A 15097-nucleotide genomic window follows, 5' to 3' on the forward strand; every position below is an offset into this window, starting at 1 on the left:
GTTTAGCGCCGCGGTGCACCTACCGCGTCACACATCACATTTGTGACTTCGGCGGCGTCGGTGAAGCGATCGCCGGCGAACAAGCGCACCTGTTCCACGGCCTGGTAGATGAGCATTTCCAAACCATGGACTACCGACCCGCCGTGGCGCTGCCAGACGGCTGCCAGGTCGCTGGGCCAGGGATCGTAGGCGACGTCGAGCAGCACGCGTCCGCTCCGGTCCGTTCCGGCCTCCGCCGCCAGCTCCGCGGCCAGTGAATCGGCGGCGCGCGGCGGCAGTGTGCAGATTACCGTCCCGGCCTGCCGCAGCGCGTCGGCCGCCTGGTCCCATCCGGCCACCCGCAGCGGCAGGCCGACGTGCCGGGCGATGCCTTGCACGCTGCCGGCGCCGGCCGGATTCCGCAGGCACAGGGTCACCTCGGACGGTTTCAGGTCCGCCAGCGCGGCCGCGGCCGCGGCGGCGGTGCCGCCGCCACCGAGGATGACCGCCGGCCCGCCCTCTGCGACGCCGCCGTGGCGCAGCGCGCCGACGATGCCGGCCACGTCGGTGTTGTGGCCGGAGAGCGTCACCCGGCCCCCGCCGTCGTACTCGGGAACCACAGTGTTGAGCACTCCCAGCACGTCCACCAGTTCGCTGACCCGGTCCATCTGGCCGACCATGGCGGCCTTCAGCGGCATGGTCACCGACAGCCCTGCCCAGTCCCGCTCCGCGCGCAGGTCCCGGACGAACTGCGGCACCCGGTCCGCCGTGAGATCGATGGCCCGGTAGCTGCAGTCGAAGCCGATCAACTCATAGGCCGCGCGGTGCAGGGCCGGCGACCGGGAGTGGTCGATCGGATGGCCGAGCACCGCCGCCTGGTACTGCCGGGAAGCGGGCCGCGTGCCGGCCGGCACGCCGTCCGCGGGACGGGCGGTCAACTGCACCGGCCCTCTTCCTGCTCGCTGCACCACTGCAGGTATTCCTTGGTGTACGCGTTGTGCTCCGCCAGGGTCTCGGCGAACTTGGTCTCGCCGGTGTCCAAGTTGACCGTCACCCAGTAGTAGTAGGGGACGTCGGCCGGGTTGGCGGCCGCGTCGATGGCAGGCCCGCCGGGTGAGTTGATCGGCCCAGCCGGCAGCCCGGTGTGCGCGTACGTGTTGTACGGATTGGACTTGTCGGCCTTCTCCTCGGGCGTGATGTCGTAGCCCTTCCGGCCCAGCCCATAGGTGACCGTGGCGTCGGACTGGATCAGGCCGTTCGTCTCGGTGTTGTCCGGCTTGAGCCGGTTCTGAATGGCCCCGGCGACCTTGGCGTAGTCGGCCTCGCCGGCCTCGGCTTCGATGATGCTCGCGATGGTCAGCACCCGGAACTGTTCCTGCGGATCGGTGATGCCGTCCGCGGTCAGCCGCTCCTTGGTGTTGGCGACCAGTTCGGAGATGATGTCCTCCGCGGTGGCGTCCAGCGGCCAGCGGTATTCTCCGGGGAACAGGTACCCTTCCAGGTTCCGTGCGTCCTTGGGCAAATCGAACTGCTGCGGATTCTTGGCCAGCTCCGCGAACTCGGAGGCCGGGATCTTCGTGCCCTTACTCAGGGCGTCGAACACCTCGTTCTGCCGCCAGGTGCGGTTGATGGCAACGTAGGAAACCTTCTCCCCCACGTCCGCGAGCAGGATGGCGGCCGCGTCGGCGGCGGGCAGCTTGTACTGCATCTCATAGTCGCCGGGCTGAACCTCGCGGCCGTTGGCCTGGCTGGCCAGCTCGCCCAGGAATATTTCGCTGTTGGAAACGATGTCCTGCTCCACGAGGGAACTGGCGATGGCCAGCGGGCCGGCGCCTTGTTCCACGGTGAAAGTCACCTGCCCCTCCCCGGGGCCGGCGTAGTCTTCGGGGCCGCCGCCCATGCCGAGCAGGTTCTGCAGGAACAGCACGACGCCGACCAGTCCGGCGGCGAAGACCGCGAACACCACCAGCATGATCGTGTTGCGCCGGCGGCGGGCGCGCTGCTTGCTGCGGGGCGGGCCCTTCCGGCCGGGCGCCGGTCCGTCCTCGAAAAAGTCCAGCCGGCCGTCGTGGTAGACCTGTCCGTCGTCCTGGTACACGACGCCGTCGTCGGCGACGTCCCAGTTTTGCTCCGCTTCGCCGTCCTCGGCGGGAACCTGCTGCTGGACGACGGTGGCCGGCTCCGGTTCATCCCAGGCGGCCCGTTCGTCCTCGATAATGGGTTCCGGCTCGGTCCAGCCGACCGCAACCGGTGCGTCCCCGACGCCGGGTTCCGGCTCGTACCGAGCCTCGGCGACGGGGGCCGCGGGCGCGGCGGGGGCCGCGGGCGGAGAAGGCCACGCCTCGTCTACGGGCGCTTCCTCCCATTCGGGTACGGCGTCGTCGTCCCAGTACGGCGGGACGGTGTCGTCGAAGCGCGGGTCAGCGGCCTGGCGGCCGCGTGCGGCGCGCCGGGACGGCAGGTTGTTCCAGTCGTCGGGGTGCTTGCTCATGTCCCGGGGTCCCCGCTTCGGTCATGTCCGTGCGAAATCGTCGGCTCCTCATGGCTGGCAGCCGGCACATGGCTGCCGGCGGGCGGTGCGACAGGTGTCCCCACGTCCTGCCCTTGGGCCCGTTGCATGTCAATAGCCTGCTGCAGTATACCCACTGCGGCTACCTGATCAACTACTTTACGATGTTGACGCGTATCCATACCAGCCTCCCGCAGCCCGCGGTGCGCCGCCACCGTCGTCAGGCGCTCGTCGATCAGGTTGACCCGGGCGCCCGACCCCGCCCCGGCCAGCGCTGCGGCCAGCTTCCGGGCGTAATCGCGGGCCATTTCGGTGGAGGCCGAGTCGCCGCCGGAGAGGGTGCGCGGCAGCCCAACGAACACCTGCACGGCGTCCCGCTCGGCGGCCTCCCGCACCAGGACCCTGACGTCGCTGTCTTTCTTGGCGTCGCGCTTCAGGGTGCGCACCGGGGTGGCCAGGATCCCGTCCGGATCGCAGCTGGCCACGCCCACGCGCACCGCGCCGACGTCGACACCAAGCTTGGTGCCGTGCGGATAATCGGGAACAGACACCGGATGCCCTAGCGGTTGGCGACCGCGGCCGTCACGGCGGCCAGTGCCTCGTCGATCTTGGTGGCATCGGACCCGCCGCCCTGCGCGACGTCGTCCTTGCCGCCGCCTCCGCCGCCCAGTACTCCGGCGGCGGTCTTGACCAAGGCGCCGGCCTTGACACCGGCGGCACGGGCGGCCTCGTTGGTGGCCACAAGGATCAGGGGCCGGCCGTTGGCCACGCCCGTCATCGCCACGGTGACGGGGTCGGAGCCCAGCCGCGTCCGCAGGTCCAGGGCCAGACTGCGCAGGTCGTCCGCGCCGCTGAGTTCGCCGGCATGGTGCGCCAGCAGCCGGACCCCCGCCACGTCCTGGGCCTGGGCCACCAGCGAGGCGGCCGAGGCGGCGAGCTGTTCCTTGCGGAGCTTGTCCAGCTCCTTCTCCACGGACTTGAGCTTGGCCAGGGTGGCGGAAATCCGCTCGGGCAGCTGTGCCCCCGGCACCTTCAGCATTTCGGAGAGTTCGTTCACCAGCGCGCGCTCGGCGGCCATGTGGCGGAAGGCCTCCATGCCCACGAACGCCTCCACGCGCCGGTTGCCCGAACCCACCGATGCCTCGCCCAGCAGGGTCAGCGAACCGATCTGCGAGGTGGCCTCCACATGGGTGCCGCCGCAGAGTTCGCGGGACCACGCGCCGTCGATCTCCACCACGCGCACGGTGTCCCCGTAGGCCTCGCCGAACAGCGCCATGGCGCCCAGCTCGCGGGCCTGGGCCAGCGGCATGACGCGGGTCTGGACCTCGAAGTTGTTGCGGATGGCCAGGTTCGAGACCTCTTCGACCTCCGACTTGGCGGCGTCGGAGAGGCCCTCGCCCCAGGAGAAGTCGAAGCGAAGGTAGCCGGCCTTGTTGAAGGAACCGCGCTGCAGCGCCTCCGGGCCCAGGATCTGGTGCAGGGCCGCATGGATGATGTGCGTGCCGGTGTGCGCCTGCTCGCCGGCCTGGCGGCGCTGGGCGTCGACGGCGGCCTGCACCATGGCGCCGGAGGGCAGTTCGCCCTCGCGCACCACGGCCTTGTGCACGCTCAGACCCTTGACGGGCTTCTGCACGTCGAGCACCTCGACCACGAACCCGTCGCCGGTGATCAGCCCGACGTCCGCGGCCTGCCCGCCGGCCTCGGCGTAGAACGGGGTGGCGTCGAGCACCAGTTCGATTTCCTCGCCCTGGCCGGCGAAGCCGCGCACTTCGCCGCCGCGGACGATGCCTCGCACCGTGGATTCGGTGGTGAGTTCGTCGTAGCCGGTGAAGACGGTCTCGCCGTCGGCGAGCATCTCGCGGAAGACGGTCACGTCGGCGTGGCCCAGCTTCTTGCCGCGGGCGTCGGCCTGGGCGCGCTCGCGCTGTTCGGCCATCAGCGTGCGGAATCCGGCCTCGTCCACCTGCAGGCCGGCTTCCTCGGCCATCTCGAGGGTCAGGTCGATCGGGAAGCCGTAGGTGTCGTGCAGGGTGAAGGCGTCCTCGCCGGAGATCGGCTTGGCGGCGGCCTTGGATTCCTTCACGGCCTCTTCGAGCCGCGCGGTGCCGGAGGCGATGGTGCGCAGGAACGCCTTCTCCTCGGCGTAGGCAATCCGGCTGATGCGCTCGAAGTCCTCGGCCACTTCCGGGTAGGTGCCCTTCATCGCATCCCGGGAGACCGGCAGCAGGTCCGGCAGGCAGGCGCGTTCCACGCCGAGCAGGCGCATGGCGCGCACCGCGCGGCGGATCAGCCGGCGCAGCACGTAGCCGCGGCCCTCGTTGGAGGGGGTCACGCCGTCGGAGATCAGCATCAGGGCGGAGCGGATGTGGTCGGCCACCACGCGCATTCGCACGTCATCGCCGTGGTGCGGGTCGTCGTCGGACTCGGCGCTGGTGTACTCCTTGCCGGAGATCTCCGCGGCCTTGTCCAGCACGGGGCGGACCTGGTCCGTCTCGTACATGTTCTCCACGCCCTGCAGGATCATCGCGAGGCGTTCCATGCCCAGGCCGGTGTCGATGTTCTTCTGCGGCAATTCGCCTAGGATCTCGAAGTCTTCCTTGCCGATGCCGGCGCCGCGCTGGTACTGCATGAAGACCAGGTTCCAGATTTCGATGTAGCGGGTCTCGTCGGCGATCGGGCCGCCCTCGATCCCGTACTCCGGGCCGCGGTCGTAGAAGATTTCCGAGCAGGGGCCGGCCGGGCCGGGCTGGCCGGTGGACCAGTAGTTGTCCTTCTTGCCGGACTTCTGGATCCGCTCGGCCGGAACGCCCACCTGGTCGCGCCAGATGGCCAGTGCTTCCTCGTCCTCTTCGTACACGGTGATCCAGAGCTTCTCCGGCGGCAGGCCGTAGCCGCCCTGCTCCACCGGGCTGGTCAGCAGTTCCCAGGCCATCGCGATGGCCTGTTCCTTGAAGTAGTCGCCGAAGGAGAAGTTGCCGCACATCTGGAAGAACGTGCCGTGCCGGACGGTCTTGCCGACCTCTTCGATGTCCGCGGTGCGGATGCACTTCTGCACGCTGGTGGCGCGCGGGTACGGCGGCGTCTCGCGGGCGGTCAGGTACGGGATGAACGGCACCATGCCGGCCACGGTGAACAGCAGCGAGGGATCCGGCGACACGAGGGACGCGGAGGGGACCACGGAATGGCCCTTCTTCTCGAAGAAGTCGAGCCAGCGGCGGACAATCTCATGGGATTTCATGGTGCCTGTGTCTTACCTTCCGGGGTGCAATACGGTTGTGGGCGCCGGGCTGCGGCTTCGGTGACCGTAAAAAAACTTATCGCTTGCGGACGTCGTCGGCGGAATCGATGCCCAGGGCCAGGCGCAGGTCGGTTTCACGTTCCTGCATGCCGTCGCGGACCGCGTCGGCGAAGTTGGCCACGGAATCGGCCACCTGCGCCAGGGCGCGGTTCAGTCCCGCCGGGCCCAACGCGTCACGCGTTTGGGACACCTTGCGTACCGCGAGCACGCCGATCGCCACGCCGGCGGCCATCCAGATCATTCGCTTCATGTCGGTTCCTCTTTCCGGTCAGCGGCCGCGGCGGCGCTTGCCCTCGGGCGCGCCCTTGCCGGCGGAATTGAAGGCGCTGCGCACGCCGTAGGAGAAGGCGGCCACCTTGATCAGGGGCGAGCCCAGGGTCGCGGAGACCAGCGAGGTCAGGGCCGACAGGTTGGCGGAGGCGTCCGAGACGTGGTTGGAGATCCCGTCGACCTTCCTGAGCTGTTCGTTGGTGGTGCTCACAGTGGTGGTGACTTCGCCGATCAGCGGCGTGGTGCCGTCGCTGATGTCCCGGATTGCCTGGCGCAGTTCGTCAAACACCTTGCCGAGCTTCCAGACCGGTATGGCCAGCAGGGCCACCAGCACCGCGAACACGCCCGCGGCGATCAGACCGGCGATATCTCCACCTGACATGGGCTCAAACGCTCCTATTTGTTGGTTCTTGGCGTACTCCGGTTCCGCGCGCGGCATGGGCGGGCCATCGGCTGCGGGTTCCGGCTAACGACGGCGGGGCGCACCTGGACGCAGGCACCGTACCGCCACTGACAACACCTTACCTACTGAACAGCCCGCGGCGATGCCGCGGGCTGTTCAGCGCCGGCCCCGCGCACGGGGACGGCATCTCGCAGGTGCTGTCCCGGGGTTTCACGCCCGGGACAACGGGCCTAGCGAGCGTAGTATTCGACCACCAGCTGCTCTTCGCAGGTCACGGGGACCTCGGAGCGCTTGGGGCGGCGGACCAGGCGGGCCTGCAGCTTCTCCAAAGCGACATCCAGGTACGCCGGAACGTTGGGGAGCACGTCGCGGTGAGCGCCGGCAGCTGCCACCTGGAACGGGGGCATCTTCTCGGAGCGCTCGTGGACGTGGATCAGCTGGCCTTCGGAAACGCGGAAGGACGGGCGGTCCACGCGCTTGCCGTCAACCATGATGTGGCGGTGCACCACCAGCTGGCGGGCCTGGGCAATCGTGCGGGCAAAGCCGGCACGCAGCACCAGGGCGTCAAGACGCATTTCCAGCAGCTCGATCAGGTTTTCACCGGTCAGGCCGGCGGTGTTGCGGGCTTCCTCGAAGACACGGGTCATCTGTGCTTCGCGGATGCCGTACTGGGCACGCAGACGCTGCTTCTCGCGCAGACGTACGGCGTAGTCACTGTCCTGCTTGCGGCGGGCGCGTCCGTGCTGGCCGGGGCCGTACGGGCGACGCTCCATGTACTTCTCAGCCTTGGGCGTCAGGGCAATGCCAAGGGCACGCGAAATGCGGACCTTGCGGCGGGCTCGTGTGTTGTTAGCCACGATGTCCTTCCAGTTATGTGCGGTGCAATGGTTTGCTGGCCTCCATGTATCGGAGAGCGTTGGTCAACCGCTACCTTCAGCTACAGTCCGTTCGCGGCACGCGTCTGGCCCCACCTCTGATGTGATCCGGGGTTTGACGGCGCGTGAAGAACGGCTTGCCAGTCAGCCAACCATTCTAGCAGCAGCTCGGGTTGCTGCCGCACGCGTCCGGGTGCCGGCTTCCGGCCGCCGCCATTCGTGTGCAGCGGCGGCTTTGCCTAGGCTGGGTCCATGCGAGCCATTTTGCAGCGCGCCAGCCGCGCCAGCGTCAGTGTCGACGGCGCCGTGGTGGGCGCCCTGCCCGGTCCCGGACTGGTGGTGCTGGTCGGCGCTACCCACACCGACACCCCTGACGACGCCGTGGCGCTGGCGCAGAAGACCTGGCAGCTGCGGATCCTCGACGGCGAGCAGTCGTGTGCCACGGCCGGCGCCCCGCTGCTGGTGGTCAGCCAGTTCACCCTGTACGCCGATACCCGCCGCGGCCGGCGGCCGTCCTGGTCGGCGGCCGCCCCGGCGGCGGTCGGCGAACCCTTGGTGGAGGACTTCGTGGCGGCGCTGCGGGTGCTCGGCGCGCAAGTCGAAACCGGCGTGTTCGGCGCCATGATGGAGCTGGAGCTGGTGAATTCGGGCCCGTTTACCATCAGCCTGGACACGGAGGACTTCGGCAAGCCGCGCCGCGATTAGGGTGTGCCGCGCCGGGCAGCGCCGTCGTTGGAGGCCGGGCACCGCCGTCGTTATTGGCCGCGGATGATCTTCCGCAGCCGGTCCACCCGGGAGGAGATCTCCCGCTCGGCGCCGTTGGTGGTCGGTTCGTAGTAGTTCCGGCCCACCAGGTCGTCTGGTGCGTACTGCTGGGTGGCGATCCCGTGCGGGGCATCGTGCGAGTACACGTAGCCCTTCCCGTGGCCCATCCCCTTGGCGCCGGCGTAGTGGGAGTCGCGCAGGTGCACGGGAACTCCCTGGCCGCGTCCGGCGCGTACGTCCGCCACTGCCGCGTTGATCGCCAGGTAGCAGGCCGGTGACTTCGGTGCGGTGGCGATGTGGACCACGGCCTGGGCCAACACCAGCCGGGCCTCGGGCATGCCGATCAGCTGCACGGCCTGGGCGGCGGCGACGGCCGTCTGCAGCGCGGTGGGGTCGGCCATGCCGACGTCTTCGGACGCATGGATTACGATCCGGCGGGCCACGAACCGCGGGTCCTCCCCCGCCTCCAGCATCCGGGCCATGTAGTGCAGCGCCGCGTCCACGTCGGAGCCGCGCATCGACTTGATGAAGGCGCTGGTGATGTCGTAGTGCTGGTCGCCGGCCCGGTCGTAGCGCAGCGCGGCACGGTCCATGGCACGCTCGGCATGGGCGAGCTCGACGAGGACCGGGGCGCCGTCCTCGCCGGTTCCGCCGGAATCGCCCCAGGCCACTCCGGCGGCGGCTTCCAGCGCGGTGAGGCCGCGGCGCGCGTCGCCGGCTGCCAGCCGCACGAGGTGTTCCAGTGCCTCGTCGCTCAGGGCAACCCGCCCGGCCAGCCCGCGCTCGTCCGCGACGGCGCGCACCAGCAGGGCCTCGATGTCGGCGGCGGTCAGCGGCTGCAGCGTCAGCAGCAGCGAGCGGGACAGCAGCGGCGAGACCACGGAGAACGACGGGTTCTCGGTGGTCGCGGCGACCAGCACCACCCAGCGGTTCTCGACGCCGGGCAGCAGCGCGTCCTGCTGCGCCTTGTTGAAGCGGTGGATCTCGTCCAGGAACAGCACGGTGGTGATCCGGTGCAGGTCGCGGGCGGTCAGGGCCTCGTCCATCACCCGGCGCACGTCCTTGACGCCGGCGGTGATGGCGGAGAGCTCCACGAACTTGCGGCCGGGACCGCGGGCGATCACGTGCGCCAGGGTGGTCTTGCCAGTGCCCGGCGGGCCCCACAGGATCACCGAGGACGGTCCCGCCGGTCCGGTGGCCGCTCCGCCGGTGGCCAGCAGCCGCAGCGGCGATCCCGACTGGAGCAGGTGCTGCTGGCCGACCACGTCGTCCAGCGTGCGCGGCCGCATCCGGACCGCCAACGGGCTGCGCGGACGCCCGGATCCGGCGTCGGCCTCGCCGTCGGAATCCGGTCCCCGGCCGTCGCCGTCGTAGTCTTCATCGTCGCCCGCGGCGGCACTGAACAAGTCACTCACACGTCAAGGCTATCGTTGCCCCCTGACGCCCGGGCACCGGCCGCGTTATTCCCTAAAAGTCGATGCGCATCACGGCGCGGCGGGGCGTGGGGCGGGTGACCTCGCGGAACCCCGCCGCGCTGAAGATGCTGTGGCTGCCCACGTACAGTTCGCCCCACGTCAGCCGCTGCCCGGGCTTGGGAATGAGCGGGTAGCCCTCGATGGCGCGGGCGCCGTTCTCCTTCGCCCAGGCGGCGGCCGCGGAAGCCAGTGCCCGGCTGATCCCGCGGCGCCGGAAGCCGGTCCTGGTGGTGAAGCACACCGCCGCCCACACCGTCCCGTCGTCGGGGTCTTCGTCGCGTCCGGCCCACACCACCCTGCTGGTGCGCAGGCGCCGGTAGGCCGTCCGGGGTTCCACGGCGCACCAGCCGGCCGGTTCGCCGTCCAGGTAGGCCACCAGGCCGCTGGTGGAACCGGCCTCTGAATCACCGCACCGGGTTTCGGCCCGGAGCCGGAAAGCCCGTTCCTCGATCAGCCACTCCCGCCACCGGGCCGCCGGGGTCTGGAACCACTGGCATTGGCAACGCGCCGCTTCGCCGCGGGTGCCGAAGACTGCCTGCAGGTCCTCCCAGGAGGCTTGGTTTGCCGGGACGACGGCGACGCCGGCGCCGGTAGCTGTCTGCATGCTCCCAGCAGACAGCACGGCGGGCACGCACCGCAAGGGGTGCGCGCCCGCCGTCGTACGTCAGGGACGGATCAGTGCCCGACTACTCCGCCTTGGCCCCGGCCTCCTTGGCCGCGTCCTTGGGCTGCGGCTTGGCGTCGACGCCGGCTTCCTTGCGCTGCTGCGGCGTGATCGGTGCCGGCGCTGCGGTGAGCGGGTCGTAGCCGCCGCCGGTCTTCGGGAAGGCGATGACCTCGCGGATGGACTCCTCGCCGGCCATCAGGGCGACCACGCGGTCCCAGCCGAAGGCGATGCCGCCGTGCGGCGGGGCGCCGTACTTGAAGCCCTCCAGCAGGAAGCCGAACTTGGTCTGCACGGACTCCTTGTCCAGCCCCATCACCTTGAACACGCGTTCCTGCATGTCCCGCTGGTGGATACGGATGGAGCCGCCGCCGATTTCGTTGCCGTTGCAAACGATGTCGTAGGCGTAGGACAGCGCAGACTCCGGGTCGGTGTCGAAGGTGTCCATGAACTCCGGCTTCGGCGAGGTGAAGGCGTGATGCACGGCCGTCCATTTACCGCCGCCCACGGCCACGTCGCCGGAGGCGACGGCCGCCTCGGCAGGCTCGAACATGGGCGCGTCGACCACCCAGACGAACGCCCAGTCGCCCTCGTTGATCAGGCCGGTGCGGTGGCCGATTTCCACGCGCGCCGCACCCAGCAGCGCTCGCGAGGCGGCACGGTCGCCGGCCGCGAAGAAAATGCAGTCGCCGGGGTTGGCGCCCACGGTGCCCGCGAGGTTCTCGCGCTCGAAGTCGGTGAGGTTCTTGGCTACCGGGCCGGTCAGCTCCCCGTCCTCCTGAACCAGCACGTAGGCAAGGCCCTTGGCGCCGCGCTGCTTGGCCCACTCCTGCCAGGCGTCCAGGGTGCGGCGGGCCTGCGAGGCCCCGCCGGGCATGACCACGGCACCCACGTAGGGCGCCTGGAAGACACGGAACGTGGTGTCCTTGAAGAATTCGGTCAGCTCGGTCAGTTCCTGGCCAAACCGCAGGTCCGGCTTGTCCGAACCGTACTTGTCCATCGCCTCGGCGTAGGTCATCCGCGGGATCGGGGTGCTGATTTCGACGCCGATCAGCCGCCACAGGGCCTGCACGATCCGCTCGCCCAGGGCGATGATGTCGTCCTGGTCCACGAAGCTGGCCTCGATGTCCAGCTGGGTGAACTCCGGCTGGCGGTCGGCGCGGAAGTCCTCGTCGCGGTAGCAGCGGGCAATCTGGTAGTACTTCTCGAAGCCGCCCACCTGCAGCAACTGCTTGAACAGCTGCGGGGACTGCGGCAGCGCGTACCAGGCCCCCGGGGCCAGGCGCGCCGGGACCAGGAAGTCGCGGGCGCCTTCGGGCGTCGAGCGGGTCAGCGTCGGGGTCTCGATCTCCACGAATCCGTCGCCGTGCAGGAGCTCGCGCGCCACCCGGTTGGCTTCCGAGCGCAGCCGCAGCGCCTTCGAGGGGCCCGGCCGGCGCAGGTCCAGGTAGCGGTGCTTGAGGCGGGCCTCCTCGCCCACCTCCACGTGCTCGTCCACCTGGAACGGCAGCGGGTCGGCGGTGTTGAGGACGACGACGTCCTCCGCCATGACCTCCACCTCACCGGTGGCGAGGGCCGGGTTCTCATTGCCCTCCGGGCGCTTCTCCACGGTGCCCTTGATCTGCAGCACGTATTCATTGCGGAGCGAATGGAACACGTCCTCCTCGCGGACTACTACCTGCGCCACACCGGAGGCGTCGCGCAGGTCCAGGAACGCCACACCACCGTGGTCGCGGCGGCGGGCCACCCAGCCGGCGAGGGTAACGGTTTGTCCGATGTGCTCGGCCCTGAGGGTGCCGAGGTCGTGTGTGCGCAGCACAACAGTCCTTCCGGTAGAACGATTCGCTCATCTGTTCGCCGCCCGCTGTTTACCTGGTGCGGCGGCGGGGTACGGCTATGGTGAGTGGAGATGTAGACGAGTTTACCGTTGATCAAGCTGCGCCCCGGACCTCGGCTGCCGCCGCGCGAGGGGAAATGGCCCGGACCGGCCGGCCGGCGCGGGGCGCAGCGGGCAAGGAGCTGGAGCAACTGTGAGTAGTGAATCGTCGCTGGAACGCCGCCTCGGCGGGGTCGACGCGACCACCGTGGGCGTCGGATCCATGATCGGTGCCGGCGTCTTCGTGGTGTTTGGTCCCGCGGCCGCCGCGGCCGGTTCGTGGCTGCCGCTGGCGCTGGGCATCGCGGCGTTCGTGGCCTATTGCAACGCGGCGGCGACTGCGCAGCTGGCCGCCCTCTACCCCACCAGCGGCGGCACGTACATTTACGGACGGAAGCGGCTGGGCGAATGGCCCGGCTTCCTGGCCGGCTGGAGCTTCGTGACCGGCAAGATTGCCTCCTGCGCGGCCATGGCCCTGACCTTCGGCCTCTACGTTTTCCCGGAATATGCCACGGCCGCTGCCGTGGCCGCCGTCGTCGTGCTGACCTCAATCAACCTGCTGGGCATCACCCGGACCGCTTGGGTGACCCGGTGGATCGTGTCGTTCGTGGCCGCCGTGCTGGTGTTCGCGGTCGTTGTGGCCTTCGACGCCGATCCGGTCGGGGTCCCGGGCGGGCAGATTGCCGCGTCCCCGTACGGTGTGCTGCAGGCCGCGGGGCTGTTCTTCTTCGCCTTCGCCGGCTACGCCAGGATCGCCACCATGGGCGAAGAGATCCGGGAACCGAAGAAGCTGATTCCGCTCGCTATTTTCTCCGCGCTGCTGATTACCTTCGTGCTCTACGTGCTGATCGGCCTGGGACTGCTGCGCTACCTGGGACCCGAGCTGCTGGCGGAGAGCGATGCCCCGCTGCGCGCCGTCATGGAGGAGGTCGGCGGCGGCGTGGGCACCACGGCCATGGGCATCGCAGTCGCCCTCGCCAGCCTGGGCGCCCTGCTGGCGCTGATCGCCGGTGTCGGCCGGACCACGTTCGCCATGGCCCGGGAAGGCGACCTGCCGCGCGTCTTCGCCACGGTGGGCACCCGGTTCAAGGTTCCGTGGGCGGCGGACCTGGTGGTGGCCGCCGTCGTCATTTTCCTGCTGCTCACCCAGGATGTGCTCGCCGTGGTCGGGCTCTCCAGCTTCGGCGTGCTGATTTACTACAGCGTCACGAATGCGGCCGCCCTCACCCTCGACGAGCGGCCCTGGCACGCGCCGAAACTGCTGAATGTCGCAGGGCTCCTCGGCTGCCTGCTGCTGGCCTTCACCCTGCCGGTCACGTCCGTGGTGATGATGCTGGCCGTGCTCGGCGCGGGCGTGGTCGGCCGCGCGGCGCTGGCGCCGGTCCGCCGCCGTCCGGGAACCTGAGCGGGGTCGCCGCCAACCGCGGCTGCTGAGCAGGGCCGCCCGACCGCGGCCGCCCTTAGTGGGCGGCCGCGGTGATCTGCGGGGCCAGATCCTCCGCCGGAGGGGTCCAGACCGCCGGATCCGCCGCGGCCTGGTCGCCGGAGCGAATGTCCTTGACCTCATGGCTGAGGCTGCCGTCGTCGGCCACGGAGGTGAACCAGACGTAGGGGATGCCGCGGCGGTCCGCGTACTTGATCTGCTTGCCGAACTTGTCTGCCTTCGCGGCCACCTCCACGCTGATGCCGCGTGAACGCAGCTCCCCCGCCACGTCCTGGGCCTGCGACCAGCTGTCCTCGTTGGCCAGGGCGACCAGCACGGTCGTCGGCACCTGCCGGGACGCCACGGCGAACTCTTGTCCCAGGATCCGCATGACCAGCCGTGTCACGCCGATGGAGAGGCCGACGCCGGGGAAGGTCCGGTTGCCCTTGGCCGCCAGCGCGTCGTAACGGCCTCCGGAGCAGATGGATCCCAGCTGCTCATGGCCCACAAGGACGGTTTCGTAGACCGTGCCGGTGTAATAGTCCAGGCCGCGGGCGATGCTCAGGTCGGCCAGCACCTTGCCCGGGGCGCGCCGGTGCGCCTCGCCGACGACTTCCTCCAGCTCGGCCAGGCCGGTCTCCAGCAGCTCGTGCCGGACTCCGAGCGCCCGCACCTGGTCCACGAAGGAGGTGTCCTCGGTCCGGATGGATGCCAGCTTCAGCGCGGCCTGCGCCTGTTCGTCGGTGGCGCCCAGTTCTTCCTGCAGCAGCGCGGCAACCTTCTCGGGACCGATCTTCTCCAGCTTGTCGATGCTGCGCAGTACCCCGGCGGTGTCGGTCAGCCCGATCCCGCGGTAGAAGCCTTCGGCCAGCTTCCGGTTGTTTACGCGCAGCTTGAACTCGGGGATGGGCAGCGCGCTGAGGGCCTCGACGATGACGAGCGCCAGCTCCACGTCGTAGCGGAAGGGCAGCTCGCCGTCGCCCACCACGTCGATGTCCGCCTGGGTGAACTCGCGGGCCCGGCCCTCCTGCGGACGCTCGCCCCGCCAGACCTTTTGGATCTGGTACCGGCGGAAGGGGAAGGCCAGGTGGCCGGCGTTCTCCACGACGTAGCGGGCGAACGGGACCGTAAGGTCGAAGTGCAGGGCCAGCTTGTCCTCGGACTTGCCCTCGGATTCGTCGGCCTGCAGGCGGTGCAGGCCGTAAACCTCTTTGTCGATCTCGCCCTTGCGCAGCAGCTGGGCCACGGTTTCGACGGCGCGGGTCTCGATGGAGGAGAAACCGTGCAGCTCAAACGTCCGGCGCAGGGAATCCAGAACATGCAGCTCCACAAGCCTCTCCTGCGGAAGCCATTCCGGGAAGCCTGACAGGGAGGCCTTGCGTGCCATACGGACGTATCTCCTAGTAGATGAGGGGTAAGGATGAGGCGGGTGCATTGAAGCCGACGGCGGTGCTGCGGCACCGGATCGCTAGACTTGCTGCTGGACCAGTTTAAGGCCTGCCACGGCAGCGGAACCAAACGCGCTGCCGGGCGCCGCCCCGGCGCCGGGCGGAGCCGTTC

General features: G+C 69.6%; 13 protein-coding genes. 2 read left to right on the forward strand and 11 right to left on the reverse strand.

Annotation, left to right across the window (positions count from 1 at the left end; translation table 11 throughout):
- Positions 1 to 2: 2 nt before the first annotated feature.
- The 7 genes from AC5RWG_RS02235 to rpsD form a co-directional block, all read right to left on the reverse strand.
- Positions 3 to 917, reverse strand: coding sequence for a shikimate dehydrogenase (locus AC5RWG_RS02235; RefSeq protein ID WP_494167088.1), 915 nt, complete (start codon positions 915 to 917; stop codon positions 3 to 5).
- Complete coding sequence (gene mltG / locus AC5RWG_RS02240) at positions 914 to 2470, reverse strand: endolytic transglycosylase MltG (RefSeq protein ID WP_494166340.1); 1557 nt, start codon at positions 2468 to 2470, stop codon at positions 914 to 916. The genes AC5RWG_RS02235 and mltG overlap by 4 nt, the downstream gene beginning before the upstream one ends.
- Complete coding sequence (gene ruvX, locus AC5RWG_RS02245; protein ID WP_494076820.1) at positions 2467 to 3039, reverse strand: Holliday junction resolvase RuvX; 573 nt, start codon at positions 3037 to 3039, stop codon at positions 2467 to 2469. Before ruvX ends, mltG begins: the two co-directional genes overlap by 4 nt.
- A gap of 8 nt (positions 3040 to 3047) precedes the next feature.
- Positions 3048 to 5726 carry an alanine--tRNA ligase gene (alaS, locus tag AC5RWG_RS02250; protein WP_494166341.1) on the reverse strand — a complete coding sequence of 893 codons (2679 nt, stop codon included), beginning with the start codon at positions 5724 to 5726 and terminating at the stop codon, positions 3048 to 3050.
- Positions 5727 to 5802: 76 nt separating this feature from the next.
- Positions 5803 to 6036 carry a DUF6167 family protein gene (locus tag AC5RWG_RS02255; protein ID WP_494023022.1) on the reverse strand — a complete coding sequence of 78 codons (234 nt, stop codon included), beginning with the start codon at positions 6034 to 6036 and terminating at the stop codon, positions 5803 to 5805.
- 18 nt (positions 6037 to 6054) lie between these two features.
- Complete coding sequence (locus AC5RWG_RS02260) at positions 6055 to 6438, reverse strand: DUF948 domain-containing protein (protein ID WP_493999812.1); 384 nt, start codon at positions 6436 to 6438, stop codon at positions 6055 to 6057.
- Positions 6439 to 6689: 251 nt separating this feature from the next.
- On the reverse strand, positions 6690 to 7316 hold the full coding sequence (gene rpsD, locus AC5RWG_RS02265; RefSeq protein ID WP_493967703.1) for a 30S ribosomal protein S4: 627 nt from the start codon (positions 7314 to 7316) through the stop codon (positions 6690 to 6692).
- A 270-nt stretch (positions 7317 to 7586) separates the two neighbouring features.
- Between rpsD and dtd the strand changes: the two genes are divergently transcribed.
- Positions 7587 to 8039: a D-aminoacyl-tRNA deacylase gene (gene dtd, locus AC5RWG_RS02270; RefSeq protein ID WP_494014056.1), complete on the forward strand. Its 453-nt coding sequence runs from the start codon at positions 7587 to 7589 to the stop codon at positions 8037 to 8039.
- A gap of 50 nt (positions 8040 to 8089) precedes the next feature.
- On the opposite strand, the gene AC5RWG_RS02275 is transcribed toward dtd, so the two are convergent.
- The 3 genes from AC5RWG_RS02275 to aspS all read right to left on the reverse strand — a co-directional run bounded on the left by AC5RWG_RS02275 (position 8090) and on the right by aspS (position 12057).
- Complete coding sequence (locus AC5RWG_RS02275; RefSeq protein WP_494166342.1) at positions 8090 to 9514, reverse strand: replication-associated recombination protein A; 1425 nt, start codon at positions 9512 to 9514, stop codon at positions 8090 to 8092.
- A gap of 52 nt (positions 9515 to 9566) precedes the next feature.
- Positions 9567 to 10178, reverse strand: a complete 612-nt coding sequence (locus AC5RWG_RS02280; RefSeq protein WP_494166343.1) for a GNAT family N-acetyltransferase — start codon at positions 10176 to 10178, stop codon at positions 9567 to 9569.
- Positions 10179 to 10260: 82 nt separating this feature from the next.
- Positions 10261 to 12057, reverse strand: coding sequence for an aspartate--tRNA ligase (gene aspS, locus AC5RWG_RS02285; RefSeq protein ID WP_494166344.1), 1797 nt, complete (start codon positions 12055 to 12057; stop codon positions 10261 to 10263).
- A 211-nt stretch (positions 12058 to 12268) separates the two neighbouring features.
- On the opposite strand from aspS, the gene AC5RWG_RS02290 reads away from it, so the two are divergent.
- Positions 12269 to 13519 (forward strand): APC family permease, encoded by a 1251-nt coding sequence (locus tag AC5RWG_RS02290; protein WP_494166345.1) that lies wholly within the window; start codon positions 12269 to 12271, stop codon positions 13517 to 13519.
- A 55-nt stretch (positions 13520 to 13574) separates the two neighbouring features.
- On the opposite strand, the gene hisS is transcribed toward AC5RWG_RS02290, so the two are convergent.
- A complete protein-coding gene (gene hisS, locus AC5RWG_RS02295; RefSeq protein ID WP_494166346.1) occupies positions 13575 to 14924 on the reverse strand; it encodes a histidine--tRNA ligase in 1350 nt (449 codons plus the stop codon).
- Between the last annotated feature and the right edge of the window lie 173 nt (positions 14925 to 15097).

This window comes from Arthrobacter sp. Y3221160 (assembly GCF_059092585.1).